This window comes from Arthrobacter sp. PvP023 (assembly GCF_017832975.1).
Lineage (GTDB): Bacteria > Actinomycetota > Actinomycetes > Actinomycetales > Micrococcaceae > Arthrobacter.
In genome coordinates this window covers 2,638,080-2,652,495 of the sequence record NZ_JAFIBI010000001.1, presented here as the reverse complement: position 1 = coordinate 2,652,495, position 14,416 = coordinate 2,638,080, and the positions used below count along the sequence as shown (strand labels likewise).

17 protein-coding genes are annotated in these 14,416 nt (G+C 66.3%); 8 read left to right on the top strand and 9 right to left on the bottom strand.

Features of this window, described 5'->3' with window-relative positions; translation table 11 throughout:
• Positions 1-2 precede the first annotated feature (2 nt).
• Complete coding sequence (locus tag JOE31_RS12285) at positions 3-335, top strand: metal-sulfur cluster assembly factor (RefSeq protein WP_011691953.1); 333 nt, start codon at positions 3-5, stop codon at positions 333-335.
• A gap of 74 nt (positions 336-409) precedes the next feature.
• Here the strand turns inward: JOE31_RS12285 and JOE31_RS12280 are convergent, their stop codons facing one another.
• A complete protein-coding gene (locus JOE31_RS12280; protein WP_011691954.1) occupies positions 410-1,291 on the bottom strand; it encodes a neutral zinc metallopeptidase in 882 nt (293 codons plus the stop codon).
• 60 nt (positions 1,292-1,351) lie between these two features.
• Here JOE31_RS12280 and JOE31_RS12275 point away from each other — a divergent pair, with 60 nt between their 5' ends.
• A complete protein-coding gene (locus tag JOE31_RS12275) occupies positions 1,352-2,758 on the top strand; it encodes a class I adenylate-forming enzyme family protein (protein WP_209744782.1) in 1,407 nt (468 codons plus the stop codon).
• On the top strand, positions 2,751-3,959 hold the full coding sequence (locus JOE31_RS12270; protein WP_245199158.1) for a thiolase family protein: 1,209 nt from the start codon (positions 2,751-2,753) through the stop codon (positions 3,957-3,959). Before JOE31_RS12275 ends, JOE31_RS12270 begins: the two co-directional genes overlap by 8 nt.
• On the opposite strand, the gene JOE31_RS12265 is transcribed toward JOE31_RS12270, so the two are convergent.
• The 3 genes from JOE31_RS12265 to JOE31_RS12255 are packed head-to-tail and all read right to left on the bottom strand — an operon-like array spanning position 3,956 to position 6,052.
• Positions 3,956-4,606 carry an energy-coupling factor transporter transmembrane protein EcfT gene (locus tag JOE31_RS12265; protein ID WP_209744779.1) on the bottom strand — a complete coding sequence of 217 codons (651 nt, stop codon included), beginning with the start codon at positions 4,604-4,606 and terminating at the stop codon, positions 3,956-3,958. The two genes, JOE31_RS12270 and JOE31_RS12265, sit on opposite strands and share 4 nt — an antisense overlap.
• Complete coding sequence (locus JOE31_RS12260) at positions 4,603-5,376, bottom strand: energy-coupling factor ABC transporter ATP-binding protein (RefSeq protein WP_209744776.1); 774 nt, start codon at positions 5,374-5,376, stop codon at positions 4,603-4,605. The genes JOE31_RS12265 and JOE31_RS12260 overlap by 4 nt, the downstream gene beginning before the upstream one ends.
• Position 5,377: 1 nt before the next feature.
• On the bottom strand, positions 5,378-6,052 hold the full coding sequence (locus tag JOE31_RS12255; RefSeq protein WP_209744772.1) for a biotin transporter BioY: 675 nt from the start codon (positions 6,050-6,052) through the stop codon (positions 5,378-5,380).
• 313 nt (positions 6,053-6,365) lie between these two features.
• On the opposite strand from JOE31_RS12255, the gene JOE31_RS12250 reads away from it, so the two are divergent.
• Positions 6,366-7,964, top strand: coding sequence for an ABC-F family ATP-binding cassette domain-containing protein (locus tag JOE31_RS12250; RefSeq protein ID WP_043481529.1), 1,599 nt, complete (start codon positions 6,366-6,368; stop codon positions 7,962-7,964).
• A 17-nt stretch (positions 7,965-7,981) separates the two neighbouring features.
• Here the strand turns inward: JOE31_RS12250 and JOE31_RS12245 are convergent, their stop codons facing one another.
• From JOE31_RS12245 to JOE31_RS12230, 4 genes are read right to left on the bottom strand one after another with little or no spacing between them, the layout of a single operon-like run.
• Positions 7,982-8,464 (bottom strand): YbaK/EbsC family protein, encoded by a 483-nt coding sequence (locus JOE31_RS12245; protein ID WP_209744768.1) that lies wholly within the window; start codon positions 8,462-8,464, stop codon positions 7,982-7,984.
• A 3-nt stretch (positions 8,465-8,467) separates the two neighbouring features.
• Positions 8,468-9,334, bottom strand: a complete 867-nt coding sequence (locus tag JOE31_RS12240) for an SURF1 family protein (RefSeq protein ID WP_209744765.1) — start codon at positions 9,332-9,334, stop codon at positions 8,468-8,470.
• Positions 9,335-9,595, bottom strand: coding sequence for a hypothetical protein (locus JOE31_RS12235; RefSeq protein ID WP_209744762.1), 261 nt, complete (start codon positions 9,593-9,595; stop codon positions 9,335-9,337). It lies immediately after the preceding gene.
• Positions 9,592-10,023: a DUF3099 domain-containing protein gene (locus JOE31_RS12230; RefSeq protein WP_209744760.1), complete on the bottom strand. Its 432-nt coding sequence runs from the start codon at positions 10,021-10,023 to the stop codon at positions 9,592-9,594. The genes JOE31_RS12235 and JOE31_RS12230 overlap by 4 nt, the downstream gene beginning before the upstream one ends.
• 140 nt (positions 10,024-10,163) lie before the next feature.
• On the opposite strand from JOE31_RS12230, the gene fabG reads away from it, so the two are divergent.
• The 3 genes from fabG to JOE31_RS12215 all read left to right on the top strand — a co-directional run bounded on the left by fabG (position 10,164) and on the right by JOE31_RS12215 (position 12,458).
• Positions 10,164-10,889: a 3-oxoacyl-ACP reductase FabG gene (fabG, locus tag JOE31_RS12225; protein WP_043481540.1), complete on the top strand. Its 726-nt coding sequence runs from the start codon at positions 10,164-10,166 to the stop codon at positions 10,887-10,889.
• Positions 10,890-11,045: 156 nt separating this feature from the next.
• The gene (locus tag JOE31_RS12220; RefSeq protein ID WP_209744757.1) at positions 11,046-11,504 is read left to right on the top strand and encodes an Hsp20/alpha crystallin family protein; all 459 of its coding nucleotides are present in this window, start codon (positions 11,046-11,048) and stop codon (positions 11,502-11,504) included.
• Positions 11,505-11,696: 192 nt separating this feature from the next.
• Complete coding sequence (locus JOE31_RS12215; protein WP_209744753.1) at positions 11,697-12,458, top strand: SDR family oxidoreductase; 762 nt, start codon at positions 11,697-11,699, stop codon at positions 12,456-12,458.
• A 133-nt stretch (positions 12,459-12,591) separates the two neighbouring features.
• Here the strand turns inward: JOE31_RS12215 and serB are convergent, their stop codons facing one another.
• Complete coding sequence (gene serB, locus JOE31_RS12210; RefSeq protein WP_209744750.1) at positions 12,592-13,485, bottom strand: phosphoserine phosphatase SerB; 894 nt, start codon at positions 13,483-13,485, stop codon at positions 12,592-12,594.
• 135 nt (positions 13,486-13,620) lie between these two features.
• Here serB and JOE31_RS12205 point away from each other — a divergent pair, with 135 nt between their 5' ends.
• Positions 13,621-14,406 (top strand): ABC transporter ATP-binding protein, encoded by a 786-nt coding sequence (locus JOE31_RS12205; RefSeq protein ID WP_209744747.1) that lies wholly within the window; start codon positions 13,621-13,623, stop codon positions 14,404-14,406.
• Positions 14,407-14,416: the final 10 nt, after the last annotated feature.

The window sequence follows — 14,416 nt, the reverse complement described above, 5'->3', positions numbered from 1 at the left end:
CCATGACCGAAATCAAAGCGGCCCGCACGGGCCTCGAAGATGTCGAAGAGGCACTTAAAGACGTCATCGACCCCGAGTTGGGCGTCAACATCGTTGACCTCGGGCTGCTGTACGGCCTGAAGTACTCGGACGACGACGGCGCCCTCCTGATCGACATGACGCTCACCACGGCGGCCTGCCCGCTCACGGACGTCATCGAGGAACAGGTCGGCAAGGCCCTCGACGGCGTCGTGGACGACTGGCGGCTGAACTGGGTGTGGATGCCGCCATGGGGTCCGGAGCGGATCACCGAAGACGGACGCGATCAGATGCGTGCGCTGGGCTTCAATATCTAGCACCCGTTAACATACGACGGCGGCCGGTCACCTTCCCCGGGAAGGTGACCGGCCGCCGTCGTTTTTTCGTCTAATTAGAGCGTGGCGGCGCTAAAGGTGTCGCACTTGTTGATGTCGCCGGTCTGGTAGCCCTGGTAGAACCATTTCTGCCGCTGGGCGCTGGAGCCGTGCGTCCAGGCCTCAGGGGAGACCCGGCCGGTTGCCGCTTTCTGGATGCGGTCGTCACCAACGGCGGATGCCGCGGAGAGCGCATCGTTCAGGTCCTGCTGGGTCAGCGGTTCAAGGAACGGCTGGCCGGTGTTCGGGTCCTTTTGCGTTGTGGCGTACCGTACCCAGAGGCCGGCGTAGCAGTCGGCCTGCAGTTCGACACGGACGGCACCGGATTCGGGGCCCTGCGGATCCTGCTGGGCGCGGTCAAGGTTGCCCATGATGTTCTGGACATGGTGGCCGAACTCGTGCGCCACAACGTATTCCTGGGCCAGCGGGCCGCCTGAAGATCCGAACCGGTCCACCAGGTCCTGGAAAAAGCCGGGGTCGAAGTAGGCGGTGGTGTCGGCCGGGCAATAGAACGGACCCACCTCGGAGGTTGCCCCGCCGCAGCCGGTGTTGGTGGCCTGGCTGAAGATCACCGTCGTGGGACGCGGATACTCCGTGTTGTACTGGGCGAGGTAGGCGGGCCAGAACGCGTTGAGGCTGTTCACCGTTCCGGTGATGCGGCAGTCTAGCCGGGCATCAGCGTCGGCGCCGGTCTGGCAGGCAGGCGCGCTGCCCGTGCTCTGCGGCTCCTGCACCGTGCCGGTCAGGCCTTCCAGCAGTTGCGGGTTGACCCCAAACAAGGCGGCCAGCAGGAGGATGATTCCGCCGCCGATGCCGCCGCCGATCTTGGTTCCGCGGCCCATCCCGCGCCGGTCCTGGACCTGCGACGGATCCAGCTGAACGTTGTCATTGAAACTCATAAAGTCACAATAGCCGTACCGGCCCAGCCCGTACCCGTGGACGCCGGTAAAGTTGATCCGATGCCATTCCTCAACAGACTCCAACGCTGGGCCGATGACCGCCCCGACGACACCGCCGTCGTCGTGGCAGGCCGGCACCTCAGCTGGGGCGCGCTTCGGGACGCTGCCGCAGCCCGGACCCCGGACACCGGACCGGTAACCGTGCTGGCCGAGCCCAATTCCGTGGATTTTGCCGTGTCCTATGCCGCCGCGGTTGCCGGCGCCAGGCAATGTGCCGTCCTAGACCCCACCTGGCCTGCGCAGCTTAAAGCGGACATCGCGGCCCGGCTGCACACTGGCGCTACTGCCGAATCCGGCCGGCCGGCTTCCGTTGAACTCCGCGACGGCACCCCGGAATCCCCCTTCCTGGTCGGACTGACCTCCGGCACCACCTCGGTGCCCAAGGCATTCACGAGGTCCCGGCGCTCGTGGCAGCTTTCCTTCGATGCGTCCATCGAGTTCTTCGGTCTTACCCGGCAGGACAAGACCCTCGCCCCGGGCCCGCTGGCGGCCAGCCTTAACCTGTATGCGCTCTCTGAGTGCCTCTATGCCGGCTCCGAGTTCCACACGCTGGAATCGTTCGACGTTGGCGAGGTGCACGCCGCCATCACGCACGACGGCATCACCCGCCTTGTCCTGGTTCCCACCATGCTCCGGTTGCTGAGTGAGCGCGGACTGTCCGGGTGCGTGGATGCTTCCGGCATCACATCGATCATCTGCGCCGGGTCCAAGCTGGATGCCCGGACATTGGAAGCCGCCCGCCGCTGGGCACCGAGAGCCACCATCTTCGAGTACTACGGCGCCTCCGAACTGAGCTTCGTCTCCGGGGCCGGCCTGCGCTCCGGTGCGCCGCTGGACGCCGGAGGAACCGGCATCGGCAAACCCTTCCCCGGCGTCGACGTCCGAATCCTTAACGACGCGGGCGAGCGGGTTCCCGACGGAACGGACGGCAACATCTGCGTCCGCAGCGGCATGGTCAGCAACGGCTACCTGTGGGGCGACGACGGGCAGGCGCTGCGCTGCTTCGAGGGCTGGTACACCGTAGGGGACCAGGGCTACCTGCTGGACGGTGAGCTCCATATACTGGGCCGGCGGGCCGACATGATCATCACCTCCGGAAAGAACGTCTACCCGCACGAGGTGGAACTGGCCCTTGCGTCCGTCCCCGGCGTTGCTGCCGCCGTGGCGTCTGGCATGGCGGACGATGTCCGCGGGCAGCGGGTGGTTGCCGGCGTGGTCCCTTCCCACGGCGGTGTCACGGCAACCCAGCTGAAGGCCGGGCTTGACGATGTGCTGCCACGGGACAAGAGGCCGCTGCAGTATTTTGCCCTCACGGAACTGCCGGTGACGGACCGCGGGAAAGTCAGCAGGCAGCTTCTGCTGGACTGGATCGAACGCGGGGACACCAGGATCCGCCGCCTTGGCTAAGGCCGCCGGGGAAGAGCTGCCGGCGGACCGGCAGCCGGTGGTCATTGCAGCCCTGCGTACTCCTGTCCGGCGGGTCAACGGCGCCTTCAAGGAGCTCCGCGCGCATGAGCTCCTGGCCCCTGTGCTGCGCAGCCTCCTGACGGATACCGGCCTGCCGGCAAGCGCTGTTTCGGACGTGGTGATCGGTAACGCCGTGGGGGGAGGGGGTAACGTCGCGCGCCTTGCCGCCCTTGAAGCGGGTTTGCCGGTCAGCGTTCCCGGCGTGACCGTGGACCGGCAGTGCGGGTCGGGGCTGGACGCGATTGTGCTCGCGTCGCGGCTCGTCGCAGCCGGTGGCAACGGCGCCTTCCTCGCGGGCGGCGTGGAGAGCATCAGCACCGCGCCGCTGCGTGCGAACAGGTCCGCCGACGGCAGTCCCGCCTTTTTCCGCCGCGCCCAGTTCGTCCCGCTCAGTTTCGGCGATCCGGACATGGGGAGCGCCGCGGAAAACGTGGCCACCGAATTCGGCATCAGCCACGACAGGCAGGACCGGTTTGCGCTACGCAGCCACCGCCTGGCCCTGGCAGCCGCAGCTTCCGGACGCTTCGCCGGCGAGACGGTGCCGCTGCAGGCCAAGTCCGGGACCGTGGCATCCGACGACGGTCCGCGGGCCGGGATGTCGGCCGCCCTGATCTCGCGGTTCCCGCCGGCGTTCGCCGAGGGCGGCACCGTCACCGCCGGGAACTCATGCTTCGACGCGGACGCGGCGTCCGCCGTCGTGGTCACTTCCCTGCAGCGTGCGCGGGAGCTGGGCGCAACGGACGGGCTCCTTGTCCTCGGCACCGATACCGCGGGCGTGGACCCGCGTGTGCTGGGCATGGGTGCCGCGGCAGCGGCCGGCCGCCTGCTTGGGGAGCGCGGCATCCGGGCGCCCGACCTTGACCTGGTGGAATTCAACGAGGCCTTTGCTTCTCAGACGCTCGCCTGCCTCGACGCCCTAGGCATCGACCCGGAGCGGGCAAACCTCGACGGCGGTGCGCTGGCATTGGGCCATGCGTACGGTGCCTCGGGGGCTGTGCTTGTGACGAGGCTCCTCGCACAGGCGCGCGGGATTTCTGCACCGGGCCGCCGGGCCGGGCAGCTCGCGCTGGCAATGATCAGCATTGCCGGCGGCATGGGAACCGCTGCCCTCTTCCGGTACGAACGGCTGGACAGCGCTTAGCGGCTTGGCTGATCGTCGTCGTCAGCCGTGCCGGGCTCGCCCAGGCCCCGGGCAGCGAGGGCATCGCCGGTCTGGCGCGCATAGGCCACCGTAGTGATGAAGACCGGCAGGACCAGTGCCCGGGGGTTGCGTTCGAGCCCGCGCGCGCGGGCCGAATCCCTGACCTCGGAGTAGGCTCCGGCGATGAACGGAATGCTGCGGAGCATGATGGCGATGGTCAGTGCGAAGCGTTCCGGATCCGCGCCAAACCGCCGTAACGGCACAGCCAGGGAGACGACGCCGTCGAGGAGCCGCTGCATCGGCGTGGTGGCGGTCAGTATGGACGCGGCCACCACACAGACCAGGACGTTGAGGACGATCCGCGCCGCGACGGGGCCGCCCAGTTGCCACCATTGGAACAACCCGATGGCCGCCATCACTGGAAGGATGGGTCGGACGGCTTTGAACAGACGTGCCGGGCCGGCGCCGCTGGCGAGGAACAGTGCAGACATCAGGCCCAGCGCCGCTACGGCAACCACCCAGTCCACCACCAGGAAGGAGGCCATGCCGCAGCCGACCACCAGGATGAACTTCAGCCAGAGCGGTGCCCGGTGCACCAGCGATGTGCCGGGAACGTAGTTGACCAGCAGGAATCCGTGGCCGCTCACGTGCCCTCCGCACTGCGCGGCACCGCAGCGGCACTGACCCGCGGAGCGGCAGTGTCCACCGGCGGGAGGCCTGCTGAGGACAGCGCCCGGTAGTGTTCGACGGCGGCGGCGGCGGCGCCGTCGAATACCACCTGTCCGGATTCCACCACCAGGACACGGTCCATGTCCCGGACCAGATCGAGGTCGTGCGTGGACATCACGATCTGCTGGCTGAGGCCGGCGATGGTGCGGCGGAGAAGCTCGCGGTTCCGAAGGTCCAGCAGCGTGGACGGCTCGTCCAGCACCAGTACCGCAGGCTCAACGGCAAGGACGGCTACCAGGGCCATCAACTGCCGTTCGCCGCCGGACAGCTCGTAGATGCTTTGGTCGGCCAGCGGCATCAGCCCGAAGCGGTTGAGGATGGCCGCGGCAGCGTCCTGGCGCTCCCGCGTGTTTCGGATGGAACGACGCAGCGAGAGTTCCACGTCTTCCCGGCCGGTGGGCATCACGAGCTGGGAGAGCGGGTCCGTGAACACAAAACCGACCTTGCGGCGCACTGCACGGACGGACCGGACCGTATCATCACCGTCAACGGTGACTGTTCCGTGGCTCGGTGCAACCAGTCCGTTCAGGAGCCGCAGGAGGGTGGACTTCCCCGATCCGTTCGCTCCGATCACGCCGATCCGCTGTTCGGTGAGGTTCAGCGAGATTCCGTCGAGGAGTGTCTTGGGCTGCGGCCGTCCATCCACCGCCACAAGGACGTCGACTGCGTCCAGCAGGATGCCGCCCATGCTAGTGGCCGGCCTGGCCTGCCCCGGGGTTACGGATACCGGGACGGCGGATCAGGAGATCCGGGAATGCCTTGTGCAGGGCGAGTGCGATGGTGACAGCCAGGACGTTTTTGATGATGTCGCCGGGGTAGTAGGCGAGGTCAAGGACGAACGCCTTGGAAAGGTCCAGCTTGCCGTTGACCATCATGCCCAGCACGCCCAGGCCGTGGACAACTACGATGCTCGTGGCCATGGCCGCGGCGAAGAGGAACAGCCCGCGGTATTTCACGGTGCGGCGCAGCACGATGGTGGTCAGCCAGCCGACCGCCAGGGCAGCGAGCGGGAACCCGATGATGTAGCCGGCGGAGGGGCCGGCCAGGATCCCCAGCCCGCTGCGTCCGCCGCTGAAGATCGGCAGGCCGGCCAGCCCCAGCAGGGTATACAGGCCGACGGCGGCGAACGCCCGTCCGGGGCCCAGCGCCAGTCCGGTAAGCATCACGGCGAGGGTCTGCAGTGTGATGGGGACGCCAAGTCCCCCCACCGGAATGGCCGCGATGAGCGCAGAGCCGGCCACGAGGGCGGCAAAGACGGCGATGAGGCCGAGATCCGTGGCATTCCAGCGGTTCCGGGCCGTTTTGCCGCCGGGCTGACGGCCGGCTGCAGCCTGGCCGGTGACGGCGTTGTCAGTCTTGGTCATGGGGAGGTCCTGTCAGTGAGTGCAAGTGCGAAGCAACGGGGAGGGGAGGCCGCACGCCGGCGGCCGATTCCCGTCAATTCCGACGATACGTCTCCGGTGCCGGGCCTATTTTGTAGGGGATCTACTAACGGAGCGAGCTGGCTCTGGACAAGATGGCCAATGGATGGCGGCGGGTGCCTGCAGCCGAGGTAATCCGGAAGGAGCGGTGCCGGTAGACTGGTAGAGGCCATTCTCTCGGCCACACTGCCCCGGCCCCGCCCAGATTCCATCCGTTGTGCCGCGGCGTTCCCTGTTGTGAAAGGCTTTAGCTGCATTGATTACCGTCCAGGATCTCGAACTGCGCGCCGGCGCCCGCCTCCTCATGGACCAGGTGAGCTTCCGGATCGACAAGGGAGACAAGATCGGCCTGGTGGGCCGTAACGGTGCAGGTAAAACCACTCTGACCCGCGTTCTCGCCGGCGAGGGACTGCCGGCTGCCGGCAAGGTCACCCGCAGCGGCGAGATCGGCTACCTTCCCCAGGACCCCCGCACGCCGGACATGGAACAGCTCGCGCGCGACCGGATTCTGTCCGTCCGCGGCCTGGACATCGCCGTCGGCAAGCTCCGCCTGGCCCACGAAGAAATGGCCAGCGAGGACGCCGCCGTCCAGCGCAAGGCGATGAACCGCTACGACCGGCTTGAATCCGAGTTCCTGGCGGCAGGCGGTTACGCTGCCGAAGCCGAGGCGGCCGCGATCTGCTCGAACCTCGCCCTCCCGGACCGCCTGCTGAACCAGCCGCTCAAGACGCTCTCCGGCGGGCAGCGTCGCCGCGTGGAACTCGCCCGCATCCTCTACTCGGATGCCGAGACCATGCTCCTCGATGAGCCCACCAACCACCTCGACGCCGACTCCATCGCCTGGCTGCGCGACTTCCTGAAGAACCACCAGGGCGGCCTGATCGTGATCAGCCACGACACGGAACTGCTCGAAGCCACCGTCAACAAAGTCTTCCTGCTGGACGCCAACCGCGCACAGATCGACTTTTACAACATGGACTGGAAGCGCTACCTCCAGCAGCGTGAAACCGACGAACGTGCCCGCAAGCGGGAACGCGCCAACGCTGAAAAGAAAGCCCAGGTCCTGTTTGACCAGGCCAACAAGATGCGGGCGAAGGCCACCAAGGCCGTCGCAGCGCAGAACATGGCCAAGCGCGCCGAACGCCTGCTCAGCGGGCTGGAGGCCGTGCGCGAAAATGACCGCGTCGCAGCCCTGCGCTTCCCGGACCCCTCGCCCTGCGGAAAGACCCCGCTCACCGCGGACGGACTCAGCAAGTCCTACGGCTCGCTGGAAATCTTCACCGACGTGGACCTGGCCATCGACCGCGGCTCCAAGGTGGTCATCCTGGGTCTCAACGGTGCCGGCAAGACCACGCTGCTGCGGATGCTTGCCGGCGTTGACAAGCCGGACACCGGCGAAGTGATCGCCGGCCACGGGCTCAAGGTGGGCTACTACGCCCAGGAGCACGAGACGCTCGACGTCGACCGAACCGTGCTGCAGAACATGCGCTCTTCCGCGCCGGACATGAACGACTCCGAGGTGCGTGGCATCCTGGGTTCGTTCCTGTTCTCCGGCGACGACGTCGACAAGCCCGCCGGCGTGCTCTCCGGCGGCGAGAAGACGCGCCTTGCGCTGGCCACGATCGTGGCGTCGAGCGCGAACGTGCTGCTTCTCGATGAGCCCACCAACAACCTCGACCCCGCCAGCCGCTCCGAGATCCTGGGCGCCCTGCGCAACTACACCGGCGCCGTCGTCCTGGTGAGCCACGATGAGGGTGCCGTCGAAGCCCTCAACCCCGAGCGCGTTGTCCTGCTGCCCGACGGCGTCGAGGACCACTGGAACGAAGACTACCTGGACCTGATCACGCTGGCTTAGGCTGCCTTCGTCGCTGCTTAGCGGACGGGCATTTCTTCTGCGCCGGTGATCCTGCGCAGGTCCTGGTAGGTGATGGAGAACATCGAGTTGTGGTCTCCGGCTCCGGCGCAGAGGAGGTTGTGGGCTTTGAGGGACTCGTCCAGCAGGGTTTTGATCTTCTCCGGGTGGCCAACCGGGGCCACGCCTCCGACTTCCTGCCCTGTGTGCTGCAAGACGAACTCGGGGGAGGCCCGGCGGATCTTTCCTGTTCCCAACCGGGCTGCCACCAGCGCGGTGTCCACCTTCGCCGCACCACTGGCCAGGATCAGCAGGGGAACACCGTCGACGTCGAACACCAGGCTGTTGGTGATAGCCGCGACGTCGCAGCCCAGCGTGGTGGTGGCGGCAGCTGCCGCCGTCGGGACCTTCGAGTCGAACACCGTCACGGTGTCGTCCGCGCCGAGCGCGGTGAGGGTGCGCTTGACGTTGGCCACCGGTTCCGGAATCGTGTCAAAACCCATCGGTCAGTACCCCTGGGCATCCAGGATGGCGTCTTCCTCTTCCTCCGCCGTCGGATTCTTGCGCTTCCGGGGAGCCGGGCGGCGCCGGTTCGCAGCCACGGCGTACTCGGGCGCGCCATCCTCGGCGGCGTCCTGGGCATCGATCTCCTCGTTGCGCGCCTGCTGCCGCGCCGCGTAGCCGAAGCCAACAAACATCAAGACGCCGAAAGCGAACCACTGCAGGGAATAGGACAAGTGTGTTCCTTCTTCCACGGAGGGCTTCGGGAACGGGAACGGCATGGTGGCGGCCGCCGGCGTTTCGGAGGCAAGCTGCCCGTAAGCGCCGGTCAGCACGGGGTACCCAAGCTGGGCGGCGTAGGCCGGGAGATCGATGGAGGCAAGCTGCCCGTCGGGAGCGCCACGCTGAAGCTCCGGCTCGCCTGGTTTCAGGCGCACTACGACAGTGACTTCGCCCGCAGGCGGTTCCGGCACGGAATCCGGGCGGCCAGGGGTGTTGTTTCCGATCGGGAGCCAGCCGCGGTCCACAATAACCGTCTGTCCTGTGGTGAGTTTGAAGGGGACCACCACTTCGTAGCCGGGCTGGCCGTTGAGCGGCCGGTTACGCACCACGCGTTGGCCGCTGACGTCGTAGCGGCCCATCAACTCCACCTGGGTCCATTCCTTGTCGGCATCCAGCCGGGAAAACTGGGCTTCCACAGCTGCGAAGGGCAGGGGAGTTGCCGAGTAATTGGACGTGACCCGGTTAATCTCGGCCAGGGTTTCGGCCCTGCGGTCCATCTGCCAGCGGCCAAGGAACACGCAGGCAGTGGCGAAGATCGCAGCCAGCAACAGATAACCCAGCCATTTGCTGGAGAAGAGGAAACGGTACATTCAGCTGTCCCTGCCTGAGGCAGTGGCAAGATCCAGCGGCAGGGTCTCTTTCCAGAGGCCCCGGGTCTGGAGGTAGTCTTCGAGCCACAGCCGGTGGTCATCGCAGGCCAGCCAGGTCTTGCGGCGTTCGGGCGTGTGGATCTTCGGGTTGTTCCACAGCAGTTGCCAGGTTGCCCCCGCCCGGCAGGCCTTCCGCGAGCACATCGGTGCAGCGGTTTCCGCAGGCCCGGCGTCGCCGCCGGCCAGGTCAAAAATGTTCATGAAGCTGCCCGTTCCTGGCCGTCGATATCGTCTTCGTCCTCGATGAGTTCGCCCTGGAGAACCGTGGGCCCGTCGTCCGCGACGGCAGCCGGCGAGTCCGGTGCTTCGAGCTCTGCAAGCGGTGCGGCGTCCAACAGGTAATCGCTGTGGATCTCCGCTTTGTCGCTGCCGTTGGCTATGACCACCGCAATCCACGGAAGAAACACCGCACCGGCAATCGGCAGGACCTTGAACCAGCCATCAACAACGAACACCAGGATCAGGCATACCATGCGGATGCCCATGGCCACCGCGTACTTGATCATCCGTACGCGCATCTCTTCCGAGTGGGCAGTGGCGGCATCCGTGATGCTGTGCACCTGGGCATCGCCGGAAACAGCGTCCGGTTCACCGGACGTCGAAGGTCCGGGTCGTTTTGCAAGTGTCACGGCTGTTTAATCACGCTCCCAAGGCTTAACCCAATTCTCTCACCCTCGCCAGTGCCGCCCAAACGGAGGCTAAGATCGGAGGCAGTAAAAATCCCGCCCCTTACCGCGGTGCCCCATGCCGCAGAATCCCGGAGCAAACTATGACTGAAGCAGCATCGACCGGCCGCAGCGTCCTGATCACCGGCGGCAACCGCGGCATCGGCCTCGCCATTGCCGAGGCATTCCTGGCCAACGGTGACAAGGTTGCCGTGACGTACCGCAGCGAGTCGGCGCTCCCGGAGGGAATCCTGGGCGTCAAGGCCGACGTCACTGATGAGGCCTCCGTCGACGCCGCCTTCGCAGCCGTCGAGGCTGCGCACGGGCCGGTGGAGGTGCTGGTCGCCAACGCCGGAATCACCAAGGACACGCTGCTGATGCGGATGAGCGAAGACGACTTCACCTCGGTCATCGACACCAACCTCACCGGAGCGTTCCGTGTCATCAAGCGGGCGTCCAAGGGCATGATCCGGATGCGCAAAGGCCGGGTTGTGCTGATTTCCTCCGTTTCGGGGCTCTACGGCGCGCCCGGCCAGATCAATTACTCCGCCTCCAAGGCCGGGCTGGTGGGAATTGCCCGCTCGCTGACCCGCGAACTCGGCGGCCGCGGCATCACAGCCAACGTGGTGGCACCTGGCTTCATCAACACCGACATGACGGCGGAGTTGCCGGAGGCCACCCAGAAGGACTACCTGTCCAAGGTACCGGCGGGACGCTTCGCGGAAGCCGCCGAAGTGGCGAACGTGGTGCGCTGGATTTCCAGTGATGAAGCGTCCTACATCTCCGGCGCCGTCATCCCCGTTGACGGCGGCCTCGGCATGGGCCACTAACCCTCCGCGCGCCACCCCGACCCGCTCCAAACCCATGGCCATGAAGGGGACCTTTTGCCCATTACACACCCCGCCGGCGGGTGTGTAATGGGCATACCGGCCGGACCCGCACCCGGACCGGCCACAGATCACGGGGAACAAGACTAGGGAGCTATCATGGCCGATCTCAACAAATGGACGCCGTCGGACGTCCTGGAACCCATCCGGCGCTTCCTCGACGGAGACCTGACAATGTCGTCAATCCGCGTGGAACAGTTTCTGGACGGAAACACGCTCGTGGTGCGGGCTGAGGTGCCCGGTCTCGATCCCGAGAAGGACGTGGACGTCTCCGTGGCAGACGGCATGTTGCACATCAAAGCGGAGCGCGAGGAAAAAACCGAGCATAAGAGCAAGGCCGGCTACCGTTCGGAGTTCCGTTACGGCTCGTTCGCACGAAGTGTCTCGCTGCCCCCGGGTGCCCGGGAGGAAGACGTGACGGCCTCCTACAAGGACGGCGTTCTCGAAGTCCGAGCGCCGGCGCCCGAGCAGGCGCCACCGGCCGCCGGGACACGCAAGATCCAGATCACCACTGAGCCGGGAACCCGCTCCGACGAACCACCGCAGAACCCCGTCTAAACCGAGGCGCAGCGGGCCGGCCGGAAAGGCCTGGCCCGTCGCCCCGGCAATGACCGGCGACCGGCCGGCGGCCGGCCGGAACTAGCCGGGGTCAGCTTCTTTGTTGACGTCAAACAACTGAAATCTCCCCGTCCGCTGGCATGATGGATGGCAGACCCACAGATTTTGGACGTTTGGAACAAAGGAGCTCGAATGGGATTGCTGGACAACAAGACTGCCATTGTGACCGGTTCGTCAAGGGGGATCGGCGCTGACGTCGCCAAGCTCCTCGCGGCCGAAGGTGCCGCCGTCGTAGTGAACTACCGCCAGAAGGCCCCGCGGGCCAACAAGGTCGTGGCTGAAATCGAGGCCGCCGGCGGCCGGGCCGCAGCGGTAGGCGCCGACCTCACCACGCAGGAAGGTGTCCAGGCACTGGCCAGCGCGGCCATGGAGAACTTCGGCTCGCTCGACGTCCTGGTCCTCAACGCCTCCGGCGGCATGGAATCGGGCATGGAAGAGGGCTACGCCCTGAAGCTGAACCGTGATGCCCAGGTCAACATGCTGAATGCAGCAGTGCCGCTGATGCGCGAAGGTTCCCGCGTGGTGTTCGTCACCAGCCACCAGGCGCACTTCATCGATACCGTGCCCACGATGCCGGAGTACGAACCGGTGGCACGCAGCAAGCGCGCAGGCGAGGACGCCCTGCGCGCCCTCATCCCGAACCTTGCGGACAAGGGCATTTCCTTCGTGGTGGTTTCGGGGGACATGATCGAAGGAACCGTCACCGCCACGCTGCTTGACCGGTCCAACCCGGGCGCCATCGAAGCCCGCAGGGCCGAGGCCGGCAAACTGTATTCAGTGGCGGAGTTCGCCGCGGAGATTGCCAAGATGGTCACCGCCGACGTCGAGACCGGCCACACCGAGTACGCCGGCGGAGCCGATTACTTCGGCAAGAGCACCGGCCAGGAAGGCTGAGACAGCCGCCAGTGTAAGCATGAATGAAGGCCGGGCAGATGCCCGGCCTTCTTTGTGTCACGGCAAGTTTTGTGTCGCGTCAAGCTCTTCGTCGAAGCGGGAGCCCCGCTGATGACGGTGCTCCGCCGCTCCCTCAGACCCCGGCGATGTGCCGTACGGCGTCCAGGTAGGGCAGGTTTACCGCCGCATCGGCGGCTGCGCGCACGGCCGGTTTGGCGTTGAAAGCGACGCCGATCCCGGCGGCACTGAGCATGTCCAGGTCGTTGGCGCCGTCACCCACGGCTATGGTGTGCTCCATGGGGATGCCCTCGGCGGCAGCCCACTCGCGGAGGTACTTCTCCTTGGCCGCGCGGTCGATCACCGCGCCGAGGACCTTGCCCGTCAGTGCGCCGTCGACGATTTCCAGTTCGTTGGCGATCCAGTAATTCATCCCGAGGTCCTCCGCGATCGGGCGCAGGATCTGGTTGAACCCTCCCGATACCACGGCAACAGCGTGGCCGGCAGCCTGGAACGCCGCCACGAGGTCTGCGGCGCCTTCGCTGAGTTCCACCTCGGCGCGCACTGAATCGACGACGTCGGCCGGCAGCCCGGCGAGGACCGCCACACGCGCATGCAGGCTCTGGGCGAAGTCGAGTTCGCCGCGCATTGCCGCCTCGGTGACCGCCGTGACCTCTTCCTTCTTGCCGGCGTAGGCGGCCAAGAGCTCAATGACCTCCTGCTGGATCAGCGTGGAATCGACGTCCATGATGAGGAACTTGCGGGGCGCCTCGCGGAGGGACGCCGGGACGATTGCCGTGTCCATTCCGGTGAAGCCGGCAGAGGCCACCTCATGGCGCAGTGCGGCGATCTCGGCAGCCGTGCCGGATTCCACGGAGAAATCCACCGTGTACACCTCAAATCGGTGGTCGCCGGTGCGGGATTCGGCGGAGAAGGAAGCGCCTGATCCGGTCAGCAGGGACCGGAGGTGTTCCAGTTCCGAAGGGGACAATTTCACGCCGTAGCTGACCGCAGTCACGTTCGAACTCATGGCTGCAATCTTAGCCAGCGCTTTCGCGGCGCCCGAATTCGTTTCATCGCGGCCGGTGCGGCGTCGCCAACGGCGATCGGTCAGGCGGTGTATCAGTTATCAGTCGCGCCCTGTTTTGTCCTAGTGTCTACTCCTATGAGTGATGTTCTTGAAATGGCTGGCGTCAGCGTTGTCCGCGGAGCCAAAACGCTCCTCAACAAAGTGGACTGGCAGGTCAAGGAAGGCGAACGCTGGGTAATCCTCGGACCCAACGGCGCCGGCAAGACCACTCTGCTCCAGATTGCGGCGGCACGGCTCCACCCCACAAGCGGTATGGCCGGCATCCTGGAAGAAATGCTGGGGGCTGTTGACGTTTTTGAACTCCGGCCCCGCATCGGCCTGTCCTCCGCCGCGCTGGCCAACCAGATTCCCGAGCACGAGAAAGTGCTCAACGTTGTGGTGACAGCCGCCTACGGAGTGACCGGACGCTGGCGCGAAGGCTATGAAAAGGACGACGAACGCCGTGCGTTCCGGCTCCTGAACGACTGGGGGATGGGTCCGCTCCTCAACCGTTCGTTCGCCTCCCTCTCCGAAGGCGAACGGAAACGGGTCCAGATTGCCCGAGCCCTGATGACCGACCCCGAACTGCTCCTCCTGGACGAACCCGCCGCGGGCCTGGACCTTGGCGGCCGCGAAGACCTGGTGCACCGCCTCAGCGAACTGGCGCGCGACGAAACTGCCCCGGCTATTGTGCTGGTGACGCACCACCTGGAGGAAGTTCCGCCCGGCTTCACCCACGCAATGCTGATGCGGGACGCCCAGGTGGTGGCCGCAGGGCCCATCGCCGACGTCCTGACGTCCGAACACCTGAGTGACACCTTCGGGCTGCCCCTCGACGTCACGGTCAACGCGGGACGCTACGCCGCCACCGCACGCCGCTAACCCGGCGGGC

What these genes read in the sequence shown, in the direction of transcription:
- JOE31_RS12285 (WP_011691953.1), top strand. Translation starts at nt 3, where the DNA reads ATGACCGAAATCAAAGCGGCCCGCACGGGCCTCGAAGATGTCGAAGAG.
- JOE31_RS12280 (WP_011691954.1), bottom strand. Translation starts at nt 1,291, where the DNA reads ATGAGTTTCAATGACAACGTTCAGCTGGATCCGTCGCAGGTCCAGGAC.
- JOE31_RS12275 (WP_209744782.1), top strand. Translation starts at nt 1,352, where the DNA reads ATGCCATTCCTCAACAGACTCCAACGCTGGGCCGATGACCGCCCCGAC.
- JOE31_RS12260 (WP_209744776.1), bottom strand. Translation starts at nt 5,376, where the DNA reads ATGGGCGGCATCCTGCTGGACGCAGTCGACGTCCTTGTGGCGGTGGAT.
- JOE31_RS12255 (WP_209744772.1), bottom strand. Translation starts at nt 6,052, where the DNA reads ATGACCAAGACTGACAACGCCGTCACCGGCCAGGCTGCAGCCGGCCGT.
- JOE31_RS12245 (WP_209744768.1), bottom strand. Translation starts at nt 8,464, where the DNA reads ATGGGTTTTGACACGATTCCGGAACCGGTGGCCAACGTCAAGCGCACC.
- JOE31_RS12240 (WP_209744765.1), bottom strand. Translation starts at nt 9,334, where the DNA reads ATGTACCGTTTCCTCTTCTCCAGCAAATGGCTGGGTTATCTGTTGCTG.
- JOE31_RS12235 (WP_209744762.1), bottom strand. Translation starts at nt 9,595, where the DNA reads ATGAACATTTTTGACCTGGCCGGCGGCGACGCCGGGCCTGCGGAAACC.
- fabG (WP_043481540.1), top strand. Translation starts at nt 10,164, where the DNA reads ATGACTGAAGCAGCATCGACCGGCCGCAGCGTCCTGATCACCGGCGGC.
- JOE31_RS12220 (WP_209744757.1), top strand. Translation starts at nt 11,046, where the DNA reads ATGGCCGATCTCAACAAATGGACGCCGTCGGACGTCCTGGAACCCATC.
- JOE31_RS12215 (WP_209744753.1), top strand. Translation starts at nt 11,697, where the DNA reads ATGGGATTGCTGGACAACAAGACTGCCATTGTGACCGGTTCGTCAAGG.
- serB (WP_209744750.1), bottom strand. Translation starts at nt 13,485, where the DNA reads ATGAGTTCGAACGTGACTGCGGTCAGCTACGGCGTGAAATTGTCCCCT.
- JOE31_RS12205 (WP_209744747.1), top strand. Translation starts at nt 13,621, where the DNA reads ATGAGTGATGTTCTTGAAATGGCTGGCGTCAGCGTTGTCCGCGGAGCC.